Raw genomic sequence first — 20,510 nt, 5'->3', positions numbered from 1 at the left:
TAAACCTGATATTTCTTAGGCGTCCAAAGCCGCCAATATTGCCTTAGTGACTTCTTCGATTCCCGCCATGCCGTCAACGCTTTTAACGAGGCTCTTGGCCGAATAAAAATCAACAAGCGGAGCGGTCAACTCATGATAGACGTCCAAGCGATTGCGAAGAACTTCTTCGTTATCGTCTTCACGTGCACCACCAGACTCGGCCGCACGTGTCAGAATACGCCCGACAAGGGTATCTGCGTCTGCCTTAATCTCAACTACAGCATCAAGACTGATGCCTTTGTCCTGGAGCAATTCTTCAAGCGCCTCTGCTTGCGCAGTTGTACGAGGGAAACCATCAAGGATAAACCCATTCGCACAGTCCGCTTCGTCCAAGCGATCTGAGATGATGCCAACTACGACTTCGTCAGGAACAAGATCACCACGGGCAATAATGTCTTTGACCTCAAGTCCAAGTGCAGTCTCAGCAGCAATCGCCGCTCGCAACATATCGCCGGTTGAAAGTTGGGGAATGCCAAACTTCTCAATCAAAAATTGAGCCTGGGTGCCCTTGCCTGCTCCCGGTGGTCCTAAAAGAATCAATCTCATTTTTTGCGCCGTCCTCCCAAACGTGATTTTTTCACGAGGCCTTCATATTGTTGCGCAATCAAATGCGACTGGACCTGTGAAATCGTATCGAGTGTCACCGTGACCATAATCAGCAGCGAAGTTCCACCCAAGAACGCTGAAACGTTCAACTGTGAAACGAGCACTTCGGGAATCAAAGCAACAAGTGTCAAATAGATCGCACCAACTATCGTAATTCGCGTCAACACATAATCGATATGCTGGGCTGTGCGCTCACCGGGCCGGATGCCGGGAATGAATCCGCCTGACTTTTTCAAATTGTCAGCCGTTTCAGTCGGGTTAAACACGATAGATGTATAGTAGAACGCGAAGAAAAAGATCAACGAAGCAAAAATTGCAAGGTAAACCGGTTGCCCACGTCCAAGCACGGCCGCAACAGTTGTAAGCCACCCCGGTGCATCACCTTGAGCTGCAAACGACGCCATAGTCGCTGGCAACAAAAGCAATGAAGATGCAAAGATCACAGGAATAACACCAGCCGTATTGAGCTTCAATGGCAAGTGAGATGTATCGCCCTGGAACATCTTATTGCCAACTTGTCGCTTCGGATACTGCACGAGCAGTTTTCGTTGCGCACGTTCAAAGAACACGATGATCGCAATCACTACGATGGCCAATACCAGCAATGCGACAACACCAATGGTCGGCAATGCCCCGGTACGGCTCAACTCCAATGTCTGCGCAATAGCTGCAGGCAATGTCGCAACAATCCCGGCGAAAATGATCAACGAGATCCCGTTGCCAACGCCGCGTGACGTCACTTGCTCACCGAGCCACATCAAGAACATTGTTCCCCCAACAAGGGTTACAACGGTCGAAATGCGGAAAAACCAACCAGGATTGGAAACAACCCCATCACTCGCTTCAAGACCGACAGCAATGCCGTAAGCTTGCAACGCACAGAAAATAACCGCCAAATAGCGGGTATATTGGTTGATCTTGCGGCGACCAGACTCACCTTCCTTCTTCAAGGCCTCAAGCGTTGGAGAAGCAGTCGTCATCACCTGGATAACGATTGAAGCTGTAATGTAGGGAATTAGGTTGAGGGCAAAAATCGCCATCCGCTCAACTGCGCCGCCAGCAAACATGTTGAACATGCCAAAAATGCCCGTTTGCGCGCGATCGAATGTCGCTGCAAATGCGTTGCCGTCGATCCCCGGAATAGGAATGTATGTGCCGAGCCGATAGACCAAAAGCGCACCTAGGGTAAACCAGATGCGCTGTTGAAGATCTTTTGCCTTGGCAAAGGTCGAAAAATTTAAGTTCCGGGCAAGTTGTTCTGCTGCCGAAGCCATATAGCTCAGTCCTTAACTCAAGGAAAAATGTTCGTTATTATTCAGCTGCAGGAAGGTCTACTTTACCACCAGCAGCTTCAACGGCCGCCAAAGCGCCCTTAGATACGTGATCAACCTTGAATGTCACTTTTTTCGAAGTGAATTCGCCGCCATTGATCAAACGAACACCGTCTTTTGCACGACGAATAACGCCCGCTCCAACAAGTGCCGCAACATCAATTACGCCTTTTGCATCCAAGCGACCAGCATCGATTGCTGATTGAATACGATCCAAACGCACAGCATTAAACTTTTTCGCAAACGGATTGTTAAATCCGCGCTTAGGCATTTGCTGGATCAGGTTGGTTTGTTCACCACGGAAGCCATTTACAGACACACCTGAGCGTGACTTTTGACCCTTAACACCGCGTCCACCTGTTTTGCCTTTGCCAGAACCAATACCACGACCAATACGTGTACGGTTTTTTGACGAGCCTTGATTGTCGGCCAACTCATTCAGTCGCATGACAAACCCTTTGATTACTTCTCGTCGACAACGCGAACGAGGTGGGAAACTTTTTTGATCATCCCGCGAACAGCTGGAGTATCTTCCAGTGTTTTACGACGATGCATCTTGTTCAAACCAAGACCAACAAGCGTAGCACGTTGATCTTGAGTGCGGCGGATCGGGCTACCGACCTGCTCTACTGTTACTGTTTTATCAGCCATGTCTCAACTCCAGTTCAAACGCTTAAAACTAAGCGCTTGCTGTTTCGCCAACGTCTGTTTCGCGACGGCGACCTTGGATGTCAGAAACTTTCAAACCACGACGTGCAGCAACTGAACGTGGGCTTTCTAGGTTCTTCAAAGCATCAAAGGTAGCACGCACCATGTTGTATGGGTTCGCTGAACCTTGTGATTTCGCAACAATGTCGGAAATACCCAAAGTTTCAAAAACCGCACGCATAGGACCACCAGCAATAATACCAGTACCAGCAGGTGCTGCACGAAGCAGAACTTTACCGGCGCCGTGGCGACCATTTACATCGTGGTGCAATGTACGTGCTTCACGCAGTGGAACACGGATCATTTGACGTTTAGCTTGCTCTGTTGCTTTACGGATCGCTTCAGGCACTTCGCGTGCCTTACCGTGACCAAAGCCAACGCGGCCCTTTTGATCACCAACCACAACAAGTGCAGCAAAGCCGAAACGACGGCCGCCCTTTACCACTTTCGCTACGCGATTGATGTGGACCAGGCGATCAACAAATTCGCTATCGCGCTCTTGATTGTCTCTCATCGTTTCAACCAATTCTTCTCAATTGTTTTCAATACAGTCGACGCCATCATTAGAAGCGTAGACCACCTTCGCGTGCAGCTTCTGCCAAAGCTTTCACGCGGCCATGATAAAGGTATGCACCACGGTCAAATACAACGTCTTCAACGCCGGCTTTTACTGCACGTGCAGCGAGCAACTTGCCCACTTCAGTTGCAGCAGATTGGTTAGAGCCTTTTTCAACTTTGACATCACTGTCCAAAGTTGAAGCAGCTGCAACCGTGCGGCCTGTTGTGTCGTCAATAACCTGAGCATAAATGTTCTTCTCAGACCGGAATACCGACAAACGAGGACGCCCATTAGCGCGCACTTTAACTGCGCGACGTACCCTCGCCTTACGGCGGTCCTTAGATTGGCTGCGGTTCGCCATGTTTTCGCGTCCTTACTTCTTCTTACCTTCTTTGCGGAAGATATATTCGTCTTCATAACGGATACCTTTGCCTTTGTAAGGCTCCGGTGGCCGGAATTCACGAATGTTTGCGGCAACTTGCCCAACAACTTGCTTATCAATTCCAGAAACAACGATCTCAGTCGCCGCCGGCGCCTGAAGTTCAATGCCCTCTGGAGCTTTGAAAATCACGTCATGTGAAAAGCCTAGCGCCAATTTAAGGTCTGAACCTTGCATTTGCGCACGATAACCAACACCGTTGATTAGCAGCTTCTTTTGGAACCCTTCTTTCACACCGGATACAATATTCTGTACCAATGTGCGTGACATTCCCCATGCAGAACGAGCAGCTTTTGTTTCGTTCACAGGGGTGACCTTGACGCCTTCGTCGGTCATTTCAACAGTCACCAGATCCACCAGATCGACAGACAATTCGCCTTTTGGGCCTTTTGCCTTAATCGTCTGGCCTTCGATTGTGACCGTCACACCATCAACTGGGGCGACTGGTTTCTTGCCAATACGAGACATTTTCTTTTGCCTTCTCGGATCAAACCGTAGCTTTTAAAGAGGATAATTGTGAACGTATTAGAATACGCGGCACAACACTTCCCCACCAACATTATTCGTACGTGCTTCATGATCAGCCATAACACCCTTAGGTGTAGAGACGATCGAAACGCCCAAACCGTTCGCAACCTGTGGGATATTTTTCACAGAAGCGTAAACACGGCGTCCAGGCTTAGAAACACGCTGGATTTCGCGAATGACAGGCACGTCGTCAAGATATTTCAACTCAACGTCGATTTCCGCGATACCGTTTTCAATTTCTGAAACAGTGTAGCCGCGAATAAAGCCTTCAGACTTCAAAACATCCAACACACGAGCCCGCAATTTAGATGCAGGTGTTTTGACACTTGTCCGGTTGCGCATTTGCGCATTCCGGATACGTGTCAACATATCACCAAGCGGATCAGTAAAACTCATCGCTTAATTCTCCTTACCAGCTCGATTTCACGAGGCCAGGGATTTTTCCCTTATTGCCCAAATCGCGTAATGCAATACGTGACATTTTGAGCTTACGATAATACCCACGTGGGCGACCGGTTACTTCACAACGGTTGCGCAAACGAGTTGCTGCACCGTTACGAGGCAAGGCTGCCAGCTTAAGCTGGGCCTGAAACCGCTCTTCAAGTGGAATTGAGGCGTCCTTAACGATCGCTTTGAGAGCCGCGCGTTTGCTTGCATCACGTGCAATCATTTTGCGTTTTTTCTCATTGTTCTCTACGGCGCTTTTCTTTGCCATTCTTCTCTCGTCCTTATCCGACTGTCACGTGTTAGGCTGTTTGCCCAAACGGGAAGTTAAAGCCTTTAAGAAGCGCCAACGCTTCTTCATTTGTGTTTGCAGTCGTACACACAATAACGTCAAGGCCCCAAATTTGGTCGACTTGGTCGTAATTGATTTCAGGGAAAACGATATGTTCCTTGATGCCCATAGCAAAATTGCCACGACCGTCAAAGCTTTTTTCGTTCAAGCCACGGAAGTCACGTACACGAGGCAAAGCAATGTTTACCAAACGGTCCATGAATTCATACATCTGCGTCTTACGAAGTGTAACCTTACAACCCAAAGGCATCTCTTCACGAACTTTAAAGCCCGCAATAGATTTCTTTGCGTATGTAATTACAACTTTTTGACCAGCAATTGCTTCCAAATCAGCAGCAGCTGACTTGACTTTTTTGCTGTCATTAACCGCTTCGCCAACACCCATGTTCAACACGATTTTCTCGAGTTTAGGCACCTGCATTGGGTTTTTGTAATTGAATTGCTCTGTCAACGCTGCACGCAAGACATCGTCATAGTGTGTGCGTAGGCGTGGGACGTAGTTCTCAGCCATCGATCACTTCTCCCGAACGTTTCGCAACGCGTTTCTTTTCGCCGTCCTTAACAACAAAACCAACACGAGTTGCTTTGTTTTCTTTTGGATCAACGAGCGCAATGTTTGACAAATGAATAGGCGCTTCTTTCGTGAAGATGCCGCCCTCTTCGGTCTGGGTCGCACGAGTATGACGCTTAACAAGGTTTACACCTTGAACAACAGCGCGTTTATCGGCTGGGTTGATGTTCAACACGTCGCCGGTTTTACCCTTATCGCGACCTGTGAGGACAATAACCTTGTCACCCTTTTTAATTTTCGCAGCCATTGCTAGAGCACCTCCGGCGCAAGCGAAACAATCTTCATGTGATTCTTTGAACGCAGTTCACGAGGAACTGGGCCAAAGATACGTGTGCCGATTGGCTCTTCACTAGTGTTCACCAAAACCGCTGCGTTGCGGTCAAAACGGATCGTGGTACCATCAGGACGACGGATGTCTTTAGCTGTGCGCACAACTACTGCACGCATAACTTGTCCCTTTTTAACACGGCCACGCGGAATAGCTTCTTTAACGGAAACAACAATCATGTCTCCAACAGAAGCGTATTTACGCTTAGAGCCGCCCAGCACCTTGATGCACATAACACGACGTGCACCGGAGTTATCCGCGACATCGAGATTCGTCTGCATCTGAATCATGACTGGTAGCCTTCTTAATTGTCGGTTGGTTTATGCCAACCTCTACTTAAATCCAAATCCGGAGTTCAATACTTCAATTATGAAGCTTGTACAACGGTCCATCTTTTATTCTTCGAAATCGGCGCACATTCTTCGATTTGAACGATATCGCCAGTTTTGGCAACGTTCGCTTCGTCGTGAGCCTGATATTTCTTAGAACGACGTACCACTTTTTTCAAAAGCGGGTGTGTGAAGCGACGTTCGACGCGCACAACAATCGTTTTATCGTTCTTGTCAGAGACCACAGTCCCTTGCAATATACGCTTTGGCATCAAGCCGCTCCTACTCGCCTGCTACGCTTTTTTCGCGCAGGATTGTTTTCACCCGTGCAACGTCGCGGCGTACTTGCCGAACTCGCGCGGTGTTTTCAAGCTGTTGCGTTGCACCTTGAAAGCGCAGGTTAAACTGCTCTTTCTTAAGGTCTAGCAATTCTTGCTTCAGCTCATCTGCGGTTTTAGCCCGCACATCATTCGCATTCATTTCTTCGATCCCTTAGTCGGCGATACGTGTAACAACACGTGTCTTGATCGGCAATTTCATTGCTGCAAGGCGCAATGCCTCACGTGCAACTTCGTCCGACACACCGTCGATCTCAAACATCACCCGGCCAGGTTTAACCCGAGCGGCCCAATAATCTACTGAACCTTTACCTTTACCCATCCGAACTTCAGTAGGCTTCGCGCTTACTGGAACATCAGGGAAGATTCGGATCCATACACGGCCCGCACGTTTCATGTGACGGGTCATTGCACGACGAGCAGCCTCGATTTGACGAGACGTCACGCGTTCTGGCTCTTGTGCTTTTAGGCCATGAGACCCAAAGTTCAAAGCGCTACCGCCTTTTGCAACACCGCGAATACGGCCTTTATGCATTTTGCGGAATTTGGTGCGTTTAGGTTGCAACATTTTTCAATATGCTCCTTAACCGGCGTTCTGACGGCGCTGCTGACGCTGAGGTTTCTTATCACCTGAGCCTTCTGTAGCGCGACGTTCATGTGCCATTGGATCGTGTTCAAGGATTTCGCCTTTAAAGACCCAAACTTTTACACCGATAATGCCGAAAGTTGTTTCACCTTCTGCTGTGCCATAATCAATATCAGCACGCAGAGTGTGCAACGGCACCCGGCCCTCACGGTACCATTCAGTCCGCGCAATATCAGCACCGCCCAAACGACCCGCAACATTCACACGAATGCCTTGAGCGCCCATGCGCATTGCTGTTTGTACGGCACGCTTCATAGCGCGGCGGAAAGAAACCCGACGCTCTAGTTGCTGTGCAATACCTTGCGCAACCAAAGTTGCATCTGTTTCAGGCTTGCGAACTTCAACAATGTTCAAGTGCACTTCTGAATCTGTAAACTTACGCACTTTTGCACGAAGTTTTTCGATGTCAGCGCCTTTTTTACCGATCACGATACCAGGACGTGCTGTGTGAATAGACACACGACATTTCCGGTGTGGACGCTCGATAACAATCTTAGAAACTGCAGCTTGCTTAAGAGTTTTCTCAAGCATTTTGCGGATCTTAAGATCTTCCTGCAACAACGTGCCGAATTCGCCTTTGTTGGCGTACCAGCGGCTGTCCCAAGTGCGGTTTACGCCAAGACGGAAACCAATTGGATTGATCTTATGGCCCATTATGCAGCCTCCTCAACTTCACGCACAACGATTGTCAAGTGTGAGAAAGGTTTCAAAATCTTTCCTACACGACCACGTGCACGTGGACGAAAACGTTTCATCACAAGCGATTTGCCAACAAATGCTTCAGCAACGATCAACGCATCTGTATCCAGACCGTGATTGTTTTCAGCATTGGCAATAGCGCTTTCCAATGTTTTCTTTACGTCTTTTGCAATCCGCTTAGGAGAGAAGCTCAAATCAGCCAAAGCTTTTTCGACTTTCTTACCGCGGATAGTTGTTGCAACAAGATTCAACTTTTGAGGGCTGGTGCGCACTTGGCGCAGCACTGCCCGTGCCTCGTTGTCTTTCAGCGAACGTTCTCGCTTTGCCTTACCCATCGTTACTTCCTCTTCGCCTTCTTATCGGCGCCGTGGCCGTAATATGTGCGGGTCGGAGAAAATTCGCCAAATTTATGGCCAATCATCTCTTCGGACACATTAACAGGCACGTGTTTTTGACCGTTATAAACGCCAAAGGTCAATCCAACGAACTGAGGCAAAATTGTAGAGCGACGGCTCCAAATTTTGATAACCTCGTTGCGGCCAGATTCCCGAACCTTCTCGGCTTTTTTGATCAGATATCCGTCTACAAACGGACCTTTCCAAACAGAACGTGTCATGTGACCTACCTGCCCTTCTTCTGATGACGTGAACGAACAATAAATTTGTCCGTTGATTTGTTAGAGCGGGTACGCTTGCCCTTAGTTGGTTTACCCCAAGGCGTCACTGGATGACGGCCACCTGAAGTACGACCTTCACCACCACCGTGTGGGTGATCGATCGGGTTCATGGCAACACCACGAACACTTGGACGTTTACCCAACCAGCGTTTACGGCCAGCTTTACCAAGGTTTGTGTTTGAATGGTCAGCGTTTGAAACCGCGCCAACTGTTGCCATACATGCACCAGGAACCAAGCGAGTTTCGCCTGAACCCAAGCGAAGGATCGCCATGCCTTGGTCACGTCCAACATACTGTACATACGTACCAGCTGAACGAGCCATTTGACCGCCTTTAAGAGGCTTCATCTCGACGTTGTGCACGATTGTTCCAACCGGCATACGCTCAAGAGGCATCGCATTACCTGGCTTAATGTCCACTGAATTGCGTGAAGAGATAACTTTATCCCCTGCACCCAAACGCTGTGGAGCCAAGATGTACGCTTGCTCACCATCTTCATAGTTCACAAGTGCGATGAAGGCTGTACGGTTTGGATCATATTCCAAACGCTCAACAGTACCAACAACGTCATACTTGCGACGTTTGAAGTCAACCAAACGGTAGGCACGCTTCACTCCGCCGCCTTGGCGACGCATTGTGATACGACCAGAATTGTTTCGGCCACCCTTGTTTGTCAGACCTGACGTCAATTTCTTGACCGGACCGCCCTTGTGTAGTTCAGAGCGATCGATACCGATCAAGGCGCGCTGGCCTGGCGAGGTGGGATTATATTGCTTCAAAGCCATTTTCTAATCGTCCTGCCCTAAAGTCCAGATGAAAGATCGATTGACTGACCTTCAGCCAACGTCACAATCGCCTTTTTAACGTCTTTACGCTGACCAATACGGCCCTTAAAACGCTTTTCTTTACCCTTACGGATCAACGTATTAACAGCCTGAACCTTAACAGAGAACAAACCTTCAACAGCCTTCTTAATCTCAGGCTTAGTTGCGTCGATCGCGACGTCAAAAACAACTTGATTGTGCTCGGAAGCCATCGTTGATTTTTCAGTCACAACTGGGTTGCGAATAATGTCATATGCGCGTTCGGTGCTCATGAGAAACGTGCCTCCAAGCTTTCCAAAGCCGCTTTGGTCAAGACCAATTTATTGCGACGAAGGATGTCATAAACATTGATACCTTGCGCTGGCAAAACATCGATATGTGGAATGTTGCTAGCTGCACGAACAAAGTTCTGATCCAGCTCTGCGCCACCAATAATCAATGCATTGTCAAAACCAAGCACGCCGAAAGACTTAATCAAAGCAGCCGTTTTAGGCTCTTTTGACTCAGCTTTGTCAAGGATCACAAGATCACCAGCTTTTGCTTTTGTCGACAAAGCCAGTTTCAATGCCAAGGCACGAACTTTCTTTGGCAACGAAATAGCGTGCGAACGTGTAACCGGACCAAAAGCACGACCACCACCGCGGAACTGAGGAACCTTACGGTTACCGTGACGCGCGCCGCCTGAACCTTTTTGGCGAACAAATTTCTTTGTTGTACCGCGAATGTCAGCGCGACCTTTGGTTTCGTGCGTACCAGCCATTTTCTTCAGCTGTTGGTACCGAACCATACGGTGCAAAATGTCAGCGCGTGGCTCTAGACCAAACACGTCATCTGCAAGTTCAACTTTGCCAGCTTCTTTGCCCTCAAGGGTAGTTACTGAAAATTCCATTATTCAGCGCCCCCTTCTTGGACTTCAGCAGCAGGTGCTGCAGCAATTGCTTTGAATGAACCAGGAGTTGGTGCATCCGCAGGAATAGCTTTTTTCACTGCGTCGCGAACCATAATCCAGCCACCTTTTGAGCCAGGAACAGCACCCTGAACCATGATCAAACCGCGTTCAACGTCAGTTTTAACCACTTTAAGGTTCTGAGTAGTTGTCCGAACAGCACCCATGTGACCAGCCATCTTCTTACCTTTGAAGACTTTACCTGGATCTTGACACTGACCAGTCGAACCGTGTGCACGGTGAGAAACCGATACACCGTGAGTAGCACGCATGCCGCCAAAGTTGTGACGCTTCATCGCACCGGCAAAACCTTTACCGATTGATGTTCCAGAAACGTCAACCAACTGACCAACATTGAAATGGTCAGCCAACATTTCGGCGCCCACTTCGATCAAGTTGGCTTCCGAAACACGGAATTCAGCCACTTTTCGTTTTGGTTCAACTTTAGCAACCGCGAAGTGACCACGGCCAGCTCGAGTTACATTCTTTACTTTGGCTGTACCAGACCCCAATTGGAGCGCTGTATAACCATCTTTGTCCGCCGTCCGCTGAGCGACAACTTGGCAGTTCTGAAGACCAAGAACCGTCACAGGGATATCTCTTCCATCCTCTGCAAAGATCCGGGTCATGCCCAGCTTCTGTGCGATCACACCTGAACGCATCGGTTTACACCTTTTTCTTTTATCTTAAAGTTTGATCTCGACGTCCACACCGGCCGCCAGATCCAACTTCATGAGTGCATCCACTGTCTGTGGAGTAGGCTCTACAATGTCCAAAAGACGCTTGTGAGTCCGAATTTCGAATTGTTCGCGGCTCTTCTTATCGATGTGCGGCGAACGGTTGACAGTGTATTTGTCAATTCGTGTTGGCAACGGGATCGGGCCACGTACTTGAGCGCCTGTGCGCTTAGCAGTATTTACGATCTCGCTCGTTGAACTATCGAGTACTCGATGGTCGAACGCTTTAAGCCGGATACGAATGTTTTGACCATTCATGTCGATGCTTCCTAAAATTACGCGTCAGCGGCACGTTGAAAACGCGCCGCCTTTGCGCTGTTAAATCTACTCGATGATTTTTGAAACGACGCCGGCACCAACGGTACGGCCACCTTCACGAATAGCGAAGCGCAGTTGTGCTTCCATCGCGATCGGTACGATCAATTCAACATTCATCTCAACGCGGTCACCAGGCATCACCATTTCGGTGCCTTCTGGCAATGTCACAACACCAGTCACGTCAGTTGTACGGAAGTAGAACTGTGGACGGTAGTTGTTGAAGAATGGCGTGTGACGACCACCCTCGTCTTTCGTCAGAATAATCGCTTCACCAATGAACTTGGTGTGCGGTGTTACTGAACCTGGCTTACAAAGAACTTGACCACGCTCAACTTGCTCACGGTCAACACCACGGATCAAAGCACCGATGTTGTCGCCAGCTTCACCGCTGTCGAGCAACTTACGGAACATTTCAACACCAGTAACGGTTGTTTTCTGGGTGTCTTTAATGCCAACGATCTCAACTTCTTCGCCAACTTTAACAATGCCACGCTCAACACGACCGGTAACAACTGTACCACGGCCAGAAATTGAGAACACATCTTCAATTGGCATCAAGAACGGCTGATCAATAGGACGTGCAGGTGTTGGGATGAAATCATCAACAGCTTGCATCAACTCAAGGATCTTGTTCTTGCCGATTTCGTCATCACGGCCTTCAAGCGCTGCCAAAGCAGAACCAGAAACAACTGGAATGTCGTCGCCTGGGAATTCGTAAGATGATAGCAACTCACGGATTTCCATTTCAACCAACTCAAGCAACTCTTCGTCGTCAACTTGGTCAACTTTGTTCATGAACACAACAAGCGCTGGCACACCAACTTGGCGAGCCAACAAAATGTGCTCACGTGTTTGTGGCATTGGGCCATCAGCTGCGTTAACAACCAAAATAGCACCATCCATTTGTGCCGCACCAGTGATCATGTTTTTCACATAATCGGCGTGTCCTGGGCAATCAACGTGCGCATAGTGACGATTGTCTGTTTCATACTCAACGTGAGCTGTAGAAATCGTAATACCACGTGCTTTTTCTTCTGGAGCTTTATCAATCTCGTCAAAAGCTGTCGCAACACCACCTTGAGCCTCAGCCAATACTTTCGTAATCGCCGCTGTCAATGTTGTCTTGCCGTGGTCAACGTGACCAATCGTTCCAATGTTTACGTGCGGTTTGTTCCGCTCAAACTTTTCCTTCGCCATATCGCTCTCTCCGTATTTCGTATCAGCGTAGTGCTGGCGTTAAAATTAACTGGCGCTTGCCGCCATGACTTCGTCGGCCACCTGTTGTGGCACTTGCGCATAGTGATCAAAGACCATGCTAAATTGTGCACGTCCTTGGCTCATTGAGCGCAACGTATTCACATAACCAAACATGTTGGCGAGCGGTACAAACGCATCAATAACAGTCGCGTTGCCGCGCATATCTTGGCCCTGAACTTGGCCACGACGTGAAGTCAAATCACCAATGATCGAACCCGTGTATTCTTCAGGGCTCACACATTCGACTTTCATGATTGGTTCAAGAAGTTTTGGACCAGCCATCTTAATCGCTTCACGGAAACCTGCACGACCTGCCAACTCAAATGCCATTACAGAAGAGTCAACGTCGTGATAGGCGCCGTCTTTCAGTGTGAACTTCACATCAACAAGCGGGAAGCCAGCAAGTGGACCTGCGCCCATGATGGACTTAACGCCCTTCTCAACACCTGGAATATATTCCTTAGGAACGTTACCGCCAGTAACTGTGTCTGTGAACTCAAGACCAACACCTGATTCACCAGGCTCAATTGTGAATTTGATCCGAGCGAACTGACCAGAACCACCAGATTGTTTCTTGTGGGTATAGTCGTGGTCTGCAACTTTCGTGATTGTCTCACGGTAAGCCACTTGTGGTTGACCAATGTTCGCTTCCACGCCGAATTCACGCTTCATACGATCAACAAGAATGTCGAGGTGCAACTCGCCCATACCTGAAATAATAGTCTGACCGCTCTCTTCGTCTGACTTAACGCGGAAGCTTGGATCTTCAGCAGCAAGACGGTTCAAAGCAAGACCCATTTTTTCTTGGTCGGCTTTAGTTTTAGGCTCAACAGCAATATCGATAACTGGATCTGGGAATTCCATGCGCTCAAGAATAACTTTTGAGTTAGGAGCACAAAGCGTATCACCAGTTGTTGTGTCTTTAAGACCAACAATCGCTACGATATCACCAGCATAGGCGTTTTGAATTTGTTCGCGGCTGTTTGAGTGCATCTCAAACATACGACCAACACGTTCTTTTTTCTCTTTAACTGTGTTCTCAACTGCAGAACCAGCTTCAAGCGTACCAGAATAGATCCGGCAGAATGTCAATGAACCCATGTGAGGATCGTTGGCAATCTTAAACGCAAGCATCGAAAATGGCGCTTCATCAGATGCTGGACGTGAAACTTCTTCTTCTGTGCGTACGTCAATACCAGTAATAGCTGGAATATCGACAGGCGAAGGAAGAAAATCAACAACAGCATCAAGAAGTGGCTGTACGCCTTTGTTCTTAAACGCAGAACCGCAGAACACTGGGTAGAAAGTCACATCGATAGTACCACGACGAACCAACTCACGGATCTTATCATTGTCTGGCATTACGCCTTCCAAGTAAGCTTCCATTGCTTCTTCATCGACATCAACGATCGTTTCGATCATTTTCTCGCGATATTCAGCTGCACGCTCTTTAAGGTCATCAGGGATTTCAACAACATCCCACTCAGCGCCAAGCGCTTCAGACTTCCAAACAAGTGCATTCATCTCAATAAGATCAACAACACCAGCAAATTCGTTTTCCGCGCCAATTGGCAGCTGCATAACAACCGGTGTAGCACCCAAACGCTTCTTGATCATATCTACTGAGTTGTAGAAATCAGCGCCGATTTTGTCCATTTTGTTGACAAAAATCATGCGAGGCACATTGTACTTATCAGCTTGACGCCAAACAGTTTCAGTTTGTGGCTCAACACCAGCGTTCGCATCAAGCAAAGCAACCGCACCATCAAGCACGCGCAATGAACGTTCTACTTCAATCGTGAAGTCAACGTGTCCTGGCGTATCAATAATGTTGAAACGGCGCTTTTTACCGTCGCGGCCAGGCCAGAATGTAGTCGTCGCAGCAGAGGTAATGGTAATACCACGCTCTTGCTCTTGCTCCATCCAGTCCATGGTTGCAGCGCCATCGTGCACTTCACCAATTTTATGGCTTTTACCGGTGTAATAAAGGATCCGCTCAGTCGTTGTGGTTTTACCCGCATCGATGTGCGCCATGATACCGAAATTGCGATAGTCTTCGATCTTATATTCGCGAGACATAATCGTGATACCCTTTTCGATCTACCAGCGGTAGTGTGAGAATGCACGGTTGGCGTCTGCCATCCGGTGCGTATCTTCACGTTTTTTAACAGCTTGGCCGCGACCATTAAGGGCGTCCAAAAGCTCACCAGACAAACGATCAACCATTGTGTTTTCACCACGACCGCGCGCGGCAGTGATCAACCAACGAATGGCCAATGCTTGCTGACGCTCGGTACGCACTTCAACAGGCACCTGATAAGTCGCACCACCAACACGGCGAGAACGAACCTCAACCGCTGGGCGAATATTATCCAAAGCCGTGTGGAACACACCAACTGGATCTTGTTTCGTGCGCTCTTCGACCAAGTCGAAAGCACCGTAAACAATACGCTCTGCTGCTGACTTTTTGCCATCAATCATGAGCGAGTTCATAAATTTAGTAACGACGAGATCACCGAACTTTGGATCCGGGTTAACCTCACGTTTTTCTGCGCGATGTCGACGTGACATATTACAACAGCTCCTTACTTAGGCCGCTTTGCGCCGTACTTAGAACGACGTTGTTTACGATCCTTGACGCTTTGTGTATCCAAAACGCCGCGCAAAATATGGTAACGTACACCTGGAAGGTCACGCACACGACCACCACGAATAAGAACAACAGAGTGCTCTTGAAGGTTGTGGCCTTCACCTGGAATATAAGAAATAACTTCACGCTGGTTCGTCAGACGAACCTTTGCAACCTTGCGCAACGCAGAGTTAGGCTTCTTAGGGGTCGTTGTGTACACACGGGTGCAAACGCCACGCTTTTGTGGGTTCGCTTCCATCGCTGGTACTTTGTTCCGCTTCGGCTTTGGTGACCGAGGCTTGCGGATCAACTGGTTAATGGTCGGCATATTGCTCGAACCTTCTTTTTCATCCGTTCAAAAACTCATGTTTAACAGTTCACAACAACCAACATGGCACCCGCCCTTCCCCAAACGGAGATCGGCAGCGCCAAATAATACAGAGGATTACTCAGTTTCCTGAGAAATCTTGCGTCTCGCAATTGTCGCGTCTGTTACCCGTCAGTGTGTTTGAAGCACTTATATTTCAAACCTTTTAGGTGGCTTGAATAGTGAGGTGCTTCACGACCTACTGTGAAGGTAGGGCGTTATTAAGTCGAACAGCGCCCGACGTCAAGGGTTTCTGGGATTTTTTTGATATTTCGGCCGTTCAAGGCAATATCGGCGCCAATATCAGCGCGCAAACTCGGACATTTGCTCTATTTGGACCAATATCGAGCATCATGGCCAATCAATTGTACGATTACGACTCTAAATCGACTTCTTCAACAGGAAAATAGAATCGCAAATCAAGTGTTTATGTCATTTTGCAGAATCATCTCGCAAAGATGGTAAATCAAAACCTAAAACGACAAAGGGCGCCCACCGGGCGCCCTTTGCAACAATTATAGATAAAGGACCTAGCTCGCAGGCTGCTCACTATTCTCTGGTGAAGCTTCAATACGCAAAGCATTGCGTGCTGCAAGCTCCTCGTCTGCCTGGCGCTTACGCTCAGCCAAGATCAAGTCATCACGCTTACCAGCGACACGCTGTGTCTCCGCCGTAAAGGCGCCAGTTCCCACAGGGATCAAGCGACCAACGATGATGTTTTCTTTAAGACCTTCAAGTGGATCTGCCTTGCCGCTAACCGCAGCTTCAGTAAGAACCCTTGTTGTCTCTTGGAACGACGCCGCTGAGAAGAACGAACGTGTTTGCAATGAAGCTTTGGTGATACCCAACAGAACGGGTGAACCAACAGCCGGCTTACGACCATCAGCAATCAAACGTTCATTGAGTTCATCAAAATCGATCGTATCAATGTTTTCTTCTTTGATCAGACCAGAGTCACCCGGATCGGTAATCTCAACTTTTTGCAACATCTGACGAACAATCGTTTCGATGTGCTTATCGTTGATACCCACGCCTTGCAGACGGTAAACCTCTTGAATTTCGTTCACGAGGTAACGTGCAAGTTCTTCAACACCCTTAATAGCTAGGATATCGTGTGGCGCCGGATTGCCGTCCAAGATGTACTCACCACGTTCAATTGGATCGCCTTCTTGCAGATGGAATGGCTTACCTTTTGGAATGAGATATTCCGCTGGTTCCATTGTCTCATCTTGTGGCTCAATAACAATGCGACGCTTGTTTTTGTAATCACGACCGAAGCGAATAGTACCATCGATCTCTGCGATAATCGCATGATCTTTAGGACGACGTGCTTCAAACAATTCCGCAACCCGTGGCAAACCACCGGTAATGTCTTTTGTTTTGGCGCTTTCAAGAGGAATACGTGCAATCACGTCACCAGGGTTCACTTTTGAACCAGGCTCCGCAGCGATCACAGCTTCCACAGACAAGAGATAACGAGCGTCAGCGCCGCGATCAAGTTTGATCACTTTGCCGTCTTTATCCATCACGGTCAGAGCAGGTTTAAGGTGCTCACCGCGTGGGTTTGAACGCCAGTCGATAACCAGACGTTTGGTAAAGCCAGTAGCTTCATCTGTTTGTTCTGAAACAGATGCACCGTCAACCAAGTCTTCAAAAGCGATGACACCACCAACTTCCGACAAGATCGGACGCACATATGGATCCCATTCAGCAACTCGCTGTCCAGCATTGATGCTGTCGCCAGCTTCAACTTTGAGCGTTGAACCGTAAGGAACCTTATGATGCCCAAGTTCTGCGCCATCTTCGCCAGTGATGACAAGCTGCAACGAGCGGCTCATGTTGACCAAACGGCCTTCACTGTCCTTGGCAACATTACCATTGCGGAACGAAACTTTACCGGTGTGGTTGGCTTCGATGAATGAGCTATCAACAACCTGCGCTGTACCACCAATGTGGAACGTACGCATGGTTAGCTGTGTACCTGGCTCACCAATTGACTGCGCCGCGATAACGCCAACAGCCTCGCCCATATTAACCGGAGTACCACGTGCAAGGTCACGTCCATAACACGTACCGCAAACGCCGTGACGTTGCTTACATGTCAACACAGAACGGATCTTAACCGAGTTGACTTTGCCTTCTTCAACACGATCAGCATCGGCTTCGTCCATCAGCACACCCTTGGCAACCAGCACTTCGCCAGTCTTAGGATGCAAGATGTCTTCCGCAGATGTACGGCCAAGAATTCGGCTACCAATTGAAGCGATAATGTTACCACTATCGATAATCGGCGTCATCGTCAGACCGTCATCGGTTCCACAATCATTTGTGGTGATGATACAGTCTTGTGCAACGTCAACCAAACGACGAGTTAGGTAACCCGAGTTCGCGGTCTTCATCGCTGTATCAGCCAAGCCCTTACGTGCACCGTGGGTCGAGTTAAAGTACTCGTTAACAGTCAGGCCTTCTTTAAAGTTCGAGATAATTGGCGTTTCAATGATGCCGCCATCTGGACGTGCCATCAAACCGCGCATACCCGCAAGCTGCTTCATTTGAGCTGGCGAACCACGAGCACCTGAGTGAGCCATCATGTAAACTGAGTTGATCGGTTTCTGACGACCTGTCTCTTCATCCATCTGTACAGACGAAATCCGAGCCATCATCTCATCAGCAACTTTGTCACCACATTTGGCCCAAGCATCAACAACCTTGTTGTACTTCTCGCCGCGTGTGATCAAACCATCGTTGTACTGCTGTTCAAACTCTTCAACTTGACCACGTGTTGCATCAACAATCGCCTGCTTGGTGTCAGGGATAACCATGTCATCCTTACCAAACGAAATACCAGCTTTACACGCGTGACGGAAACCAAGGTCCATAACTTGGTCACAGAAAATGACGGTCTCTTTTTGACCACAGCCACGGTAAACCGTGTCGATCAGTTTCGAGATCATTTTCTTGGTCATCAGCTGGTTACAAGCTTCAAACGGCACCTTGTCGCTCTTTGGCAACAATTGAGCGATCATCATGCGACCAGGTGTGGTGTCATGAATTTCGTTATATCGGTTGCCTTCAGCATCAACGGTGGTGAAACGACCTTTGATTTTAGTGTGCAGCGTAATGATACCACGTGAAAGTGCATGTTCGATTTCGCCCATAGAAGCGAATGCCATGCCCTCACCTGGCTCATTGTCTGACGCAAGCGACAGATAATAAAGACCAAGAACAATATCCTGCGACGGCACAATGATCGGCTGACCATTGGCTGGGTGCAAAATGTTGTTTGTTGACATCATCAACACACGTGCTTCCAACTGCGCTTCCAAAGACAATGGAACGTGCACAGCCATTTGGTCACCGTCAAAGTCGGCGTTAAAGGCCGCACAAACGAGCGGGTGAAGCTGAATGGCTTTACCTTCGATCAATGTCGGTTCAAAAGCTTGAATGCCCAAACGGTGCAACGTTGGCGCCCGGTTCAACATCACTGGGTGCTCACGAATAACTTCGTCCAAGATGTCCCAAACTTCAGGACGCTCTTTTTCAACCAGCTTTTTCGCTTGCTTAACAGTTGTTGAAAGGCCTTTTGCTTCAAGGCGCGAATAGATAAACGGCTTGAACAATTCAAGCGCCATCTTCTTCGGCAAACCACACTGATGCAGTTTCAACTCAGGACCAACGGTAATAACAGAACGACCAGAATAATCGACCCGCTTACCAAGCAAGTTCTGGCGGAAACGACCCTGCTTACCTTTAAGCATGTCAGAAAGTGACTTCAACGGACGCTTGTTCGCACCAGTAATGGTACGGCCACGACGACCATTGTCGAACAAGGCATCAACAGACTCTTGCAACATCCGCTTTTCGTTTCGGATGATGATGTCTGGCGCACGAAGCTCCATCAAGCGCTTCAAGCGGTTGTTACGGTTGATCACACGACGATAAAGGTCGTTCAAATCTGACGTCGCAAAGCGACCACCATCAAGCGGCACCAAGGGGCGCAACTCAGGCGGGATCACAGGCACAACAGTCATGATCATCCACTCAGGCCGGTTGCCTGACACGATAAACTGCTCAACAACTTTTAGACGCTTGCCCAATTTCTTAGGCTTCAGTTCTGTCGTTGCTTCAGCGATTTCAACGCGAAGCTGAGCTGCCAACTTTTCCAAGTCAAGCGAAGCCAACATTTCGCGGATAGCTTCCGCACCAATCATTGCTGTGAAGCTATCGGCACCATATTCATCTTGGGCGTCTATGAATTCTTCTTCAGTAATAAGCTGGTTGACTGAAAACGGGCTCAAACCGGGCTCGATCACCACATAGTGTTCGAAATAGAGCACCCGCTCGACGTCCTTCAATGTCATATCGAGCAACAGCGCAATACGAGATGGAAGTGACTTCAAGAACCAAATGTGGGCAACTGGCGCGGCCAATTCGATGTGACCCATGCGTTCACGACGAACCCGAGACAAGGTGACTTCAACGCCACACTTCTCACAGATAACGCCTTTAAACTTCATGCGCTTATATTTACCGCAAAGACATTCATAGTCTTTTTGCGGACCAAATGTGCGGGCACAGAAAAGGCCATCGCGCTCTGGCTTGAACGTACGATAGTTGATCGTTTCTGGTTTTTTGATTTCACCAAAAGACCAGCTCAGAATTTTCTCAGGGCTAGCAATGTTGATTTTGACTTGGTCAAAAACTTGCGCCTGAGCCTGCGGATTGAAAAGATCCATAACTTGATGGTTCAATTTCGTATCTCCTATGTTGCAGGTGGGGCTGGACGTCTCCAAACCCCGTTATAAACCTGCGGAAAAATTAAGCGATTGATGTTGCTAC

General features: G+C 48.5%; 28 protein-coding genes. All 28 read right to left on the bottom strand.

Annotation, left to right across the window (positions count from 1 at the left end; genetic code table 11):
* Positions 1 to 15 precede the first annotated feature (15 nt).
* Positions 16 to 585 carry an adenylate kinase gene (locus tag O4H47_RS10950; RefSeq protein WP_269394017.1) on the bottom strand — a complete coding sequence of 190 codons (570 nt, stop codon included), beginning with the start codon at positions 583 to 585 and terminating at the stop codon, positions 16 to 18.
* A complete protein-coding gene (secY, locus tag O4H47_RS10945; protein ID WP_269394016.1) occupies positions 582 to 1,919 on the bottom strand; it encodes a preprotein translocase subunit SecY in 1,338 nt (445 codons plus the stop codon). Before secY ends, O4H47_RS10950 begins: the two co-directional genes overlap by 4 nt.
* A 37-nt stretch (positions 1,920 to 1,956) precedes the next feature.
* The gene (rplO, locus tag O4H47_RS10940) at positions 1,957 to 2,424 is read right to left on the bottom strand and encodes a 50S ribosomal protein L15 (protein ID WP_269394015.1); all 468 of its coding nucleotides are present in this window, start codon (positions 2,422 to 2,424) and stop codon (positions 1,957 to 1,959) included.
* A gap of 14 nt (positions 2,425 to 2,438) precedes the next feature.
* A complete protein-coding gene (rpmD, locus tag O4H47_RS10935) occupies positions 2,439 to 2,627 on the bottom strand; it encodes a 50S ribosomal protein L30 (RefSeq protein WP_269394014.1) in 189 nt (62 codons plus the stop codon).
* Between the two features lie 28 nt (positions 2,628 to 2,655).
* Positions 2,656 to 3,198: a 30S ribosomal protein S5 gene (gene rpsE, locus O4H47_RS10930; RefSeq protein ID WP_269394013.1), complete on the bottom strand. Its 543-nt coding sequence runs from the start codon at positions 3,196 to 3,198 to the stop codon at positions 2,656 to 2,658.
* A gap of 49 nt (positions 3,199 to 3,247) precedes the next feature.
* A complete protein-coding gene (rplR, locus tag O4H47_RS10925) occupies positions 3,248 to 3,604 on the bottom strand; it encodes a 50S ribosomal protein L18 (protein WP_269394012.1) in 357 nt (118 codons plus the stop codon).
* Between the two features lie 12 nt (positions 3,605 to 3,616).
* Positions 3,617 to 4,150 carry a 50S ribosomal protein L6 gene (gene rplF, locus O4H47_RS10920; protein ID WP_269394011.1) on the bottom strand — a complete coding sequence of 178 codons (534 nt, stop codon included), beginning with the start codon at positions 4,148 to 4,150 and terminating at the stop codon, positions 3,617 to 3,619.
* A 57-nt stretch (positions 4,151 to 4,207) separates the two neighbouring features.
* Positions 4,208 to 4,606, bottom strand: a complete 399-nt coding sequence (gene rpsH, locus O4H47_RS10915; RefSeq protein WP_269394010.1) for a 30S ribosomal protein S8 — start codon at positions 4,604 to 4,606, stop codon at positions 4,208 to 4,210.
* 13 nt (positions 4,607 to 4,619) lie between these two features.
* Positions 4,620 to 4,925, bottom strand: coding sequence for a 30S ribosomal protein S14 (gene rpsN / locus O4H47_RS10910; protein ID WP_269394009.1), 306 nt, complete (start codon positions 4,923 to 4,925; stop codon positions 4,620 to 4,622).
* Between the two features lie 31 nt (positions 4,926 to 4,956).
* On the bottom strand, positions 4,957 to 5,517 hold the full coding sequence (gene rplE / locus O4H47_RS10905) for a 50S ribosomal protein L5 (protein WP_269394008.1): 561 nt from the start codon (positions 5,515 to 5,517) through the stop codon (positions 4,957 to 4,959).
* On the bottom strand, positions 5,510 to 5,824 hold the full coding sequence (gene rplX / locus O4H47_RS10900) for a 50S ribosomal protein L24 (protein ID WP_269394007.1): 315 nt from the start codon (positions 5,822 to 5,824) through the stop codon (positions 5,510 to 5,512). The genes rplE and rplX overlap by 8 nt, the downstream gene beginning before the upstream one ends.
* A 2-nt stretch (positions 5,825 to 5,826) precedes the next feature.
* On the bottom strand, positions 5,827 to 6,195 hold the full coding sequence (rplN, locus tag O4H47_RS10895) for a 50S ribosomal protein L14 (RefSeq protein WP_269394006.1): 369 nt from the start codon (positions 6,193 to 6,195) through the stop codon (positions 5,827 to 5,829).
* A gap of 77 nt (positions 6,196 to 6,272) precedes the next feature.
* Positions 6,273 to 6,506: a 30S ribosomal protein S17 gene (gene rpsQ / locus O4H47_RS10890; RefSeq protein WP_269394005.1), complete on the bottom strand. Its 234-nt coding sequence runs from the start codon at positions 6,504 to 6,506 to the stop codon at positions 6,273 to 6,275.
* Positions 6,507 to 6,516: 10 nt separating this feature from the next.
* Positions 6,517 to 6,714 (bottom strand): 50S ribosomal protein L29, encoded by a 198-nt coding sequence (gene rpmC, locus O4H47_RS10885; protein ID WP_269394004.1) that lies wholly within the window; start codon positions 6,712 to 6,714, stop codon positions 6,517 to 6,519.
* A gap of 12 nt (positions 6,715 to 6,726) precedes the next feature.
* Positions 6,727 to 7,140, bottom strand: a complete 414-nt coding sequence (rplP, locus tag O4H47_RS10880; protein ID WP_269394003.1) for a 50S ribosomal protein L16 — start codon at positions 7,138 to 7,140, stop codon at positions 6,727 to 6,729.
* Positions 7,141 to 7,155: 15 nt separating this feature from the next.
* Positions 7,156 to 7,872 carry a 30S ribosomal protein S3 gene (gene rpsC, locus O4H47_RS10875; protein ID WP_269394002.1) on the bottom strand — a complete coding sequence of 239 codons (717 nt, stop codon included), beginning with the start codon at positions 7,870 to 7,872 and terminating at the stop codon, positions 7,156 to 7,158.
* A complete protein-coding gene (gene rplV / locus O4H47_RS10870; RefSeq protein ID WP_269394001.1) occupies positions 7,872 to 8,252 on the bottom strand; it encodes a 50S ribosomal protein L22 in 381 nt (126 codons plus the stop codon). Before rplV ends, rpsC begins: the two co-directional genes overlap by 1 nt.
* A 2-nt stretch (positions 8,253 to 8,254) precedes the next feature.
* Positions 8,255 to 8,533 (bottom strand): 30S ribosomal protein S19, encoded by a 279-nt coding sequence (gene rpsS / locus O4H47_RS10865; RefSeq protein WP_269394000.1) that lies wholly within the window; start codon positions 8,531 to 8,533, stop codon positions 8,255 to 8,257.
* Positions 8,534 to 8,538: 5 nt separating this feature from the next.
* Positions 8,539 to 9,378 (bottom strand): 50S ribosomal protein L2, encoded by an 840-nt coding sequence (rplB, locus tag O4H47_RS10860; protein WP_269393999.1) that lies wholly within the window; start codon positions 9,376 to 9,378, stop codon positions 8,539 to 8,541.
* Positions 9,379 to 9,395: 17 nt separating this feature from the next.
* Positions 9,396 to 9,689, bottom strand: coding sequence for a 50S ribosomal protein L23 (locus O4H47_RS10855; protein ID WP_269393998.1), 294 nt, complete (start codon positions 9,687 to 9,689; stop codon positions 9,396 to 9,398).
* Positions 9,686 to 10,306, bottom strand: a complete 621-nt coding sequence (rplD, locus tag O4H47_RS10850; RefSeq protein WP_269393997.1) for a 50S ribosomal protein L4 — start codon at positions 10,304 to 10,306, stop codon at positions 9,686 to 9,688. Before rplD ends, O4H47_RS10855 begins: the two co-directional genes overlap by 4 nt.
* A complete protein-coding gene (gene rplC / locus O4H47_RS10845) occupies positions 10,306 to 11,025 on the bottom strand; it encodes a 50S ribosomal protein L3 (RefSeq protein ID WP_269393996.1) in 720 nt (239 codons plus the stop codon). Before rplC ends, rplD begins: the two co-directional genes overlap by 1 nt.
* Positions 11,026 to 11,049: 24 nt before the next feature.
* Positions 11,050 to 11,358 carry a 30S ribosomal protein S10 gene (gene rpsJ, locus O4H47_RS10840; protein WP_269393995.1) on the bottom strand — a complete coding sequence of 103 codons (309 nt, stop codon included), beginning with the start codon at positions 11,356 to 11,358 and terminating at the stop codon, positions 11,050 to 11,052.
* A 66-nt stretch (positions 11,359 to 11,424) separates the two neighbouring features.
* Positions 11,425 to 12,615 carry an elongation factor Tu gene (gene tuf, locus O4H47_RS10835; protein ID WP_269393975.1) on the bottom strand — a complete coding sequence of 397 codons (1,191 nt, stop codon included), beginning with the start codon at positions 12,613 to 12,615 and terminating at the stop codon, positions 11,425 to 11,427.
* 45 nt (positions 12,616 to 12,660) lie between these two features.
* A complete protein-coding gene (fusA, locus tag O4H47_RS10830; RefSeq protein ID WP_269393994.1) occupies positions 12,661 to 14,754 on the bottom strand; it encodes an elongation factor G in 2,094 nt (697 codons plus the stop codon).
* A gap of 21 nt (positions 14,755 to 14,775) precedes the next feature.
* Entirely contained in the window at positions 14,776 to 15,246 is a 471-nt protein-coding gene (gene rpsG, locus O4H47_RS10825; protein ID WP_269393993.1) for a 30S ribosomal protein S7, read from the bottom strand.
* A gap of 14 nt (positions 15,247 to 15,260) precedes the next feature.
* Positions 15,261 to 15,632: a 30S ribosomal protein S12 gene (rpsL, locus tag O4H47_RS10820; protein ID WP_269393992.1), complete on the bottom strand. Its 372-nt coding sequence runs from the start codon at positions 15,630 to 15,632 to the stop codon at positions 15,261 to 15,263.
* 569 nt (positions 15,633 to 16,201) lie between these two features.
* A complete protein-coding gene (gene rpoC, locus O4H47_RS10815; RefSeq protein ID WP_269393991.1) occupies positions 16,202 to 20,422 on the bottom strand; it encodes a DNA-directed RNA polymerase subunit beta' in 4,221 nt (1,406 codons plus the stop codon).
* Positions 20,423 to 20,510 lie beyond the last annotated feature (88 nt).

It is taken from the genome of Maritalea porphyrae (assembly GCF_027213965.1).
Lineage (GTDB): Bacteria > Pseudomonadota > Alphaproteobacteria > Rhizobiales > Devosiaceae > Maritalea > Maritalea porphyrae_A.
Note: the sequence above shows the minus strand (reverse complement) of the source record. Positions and strands in the feature narration are given on the sequence as shown.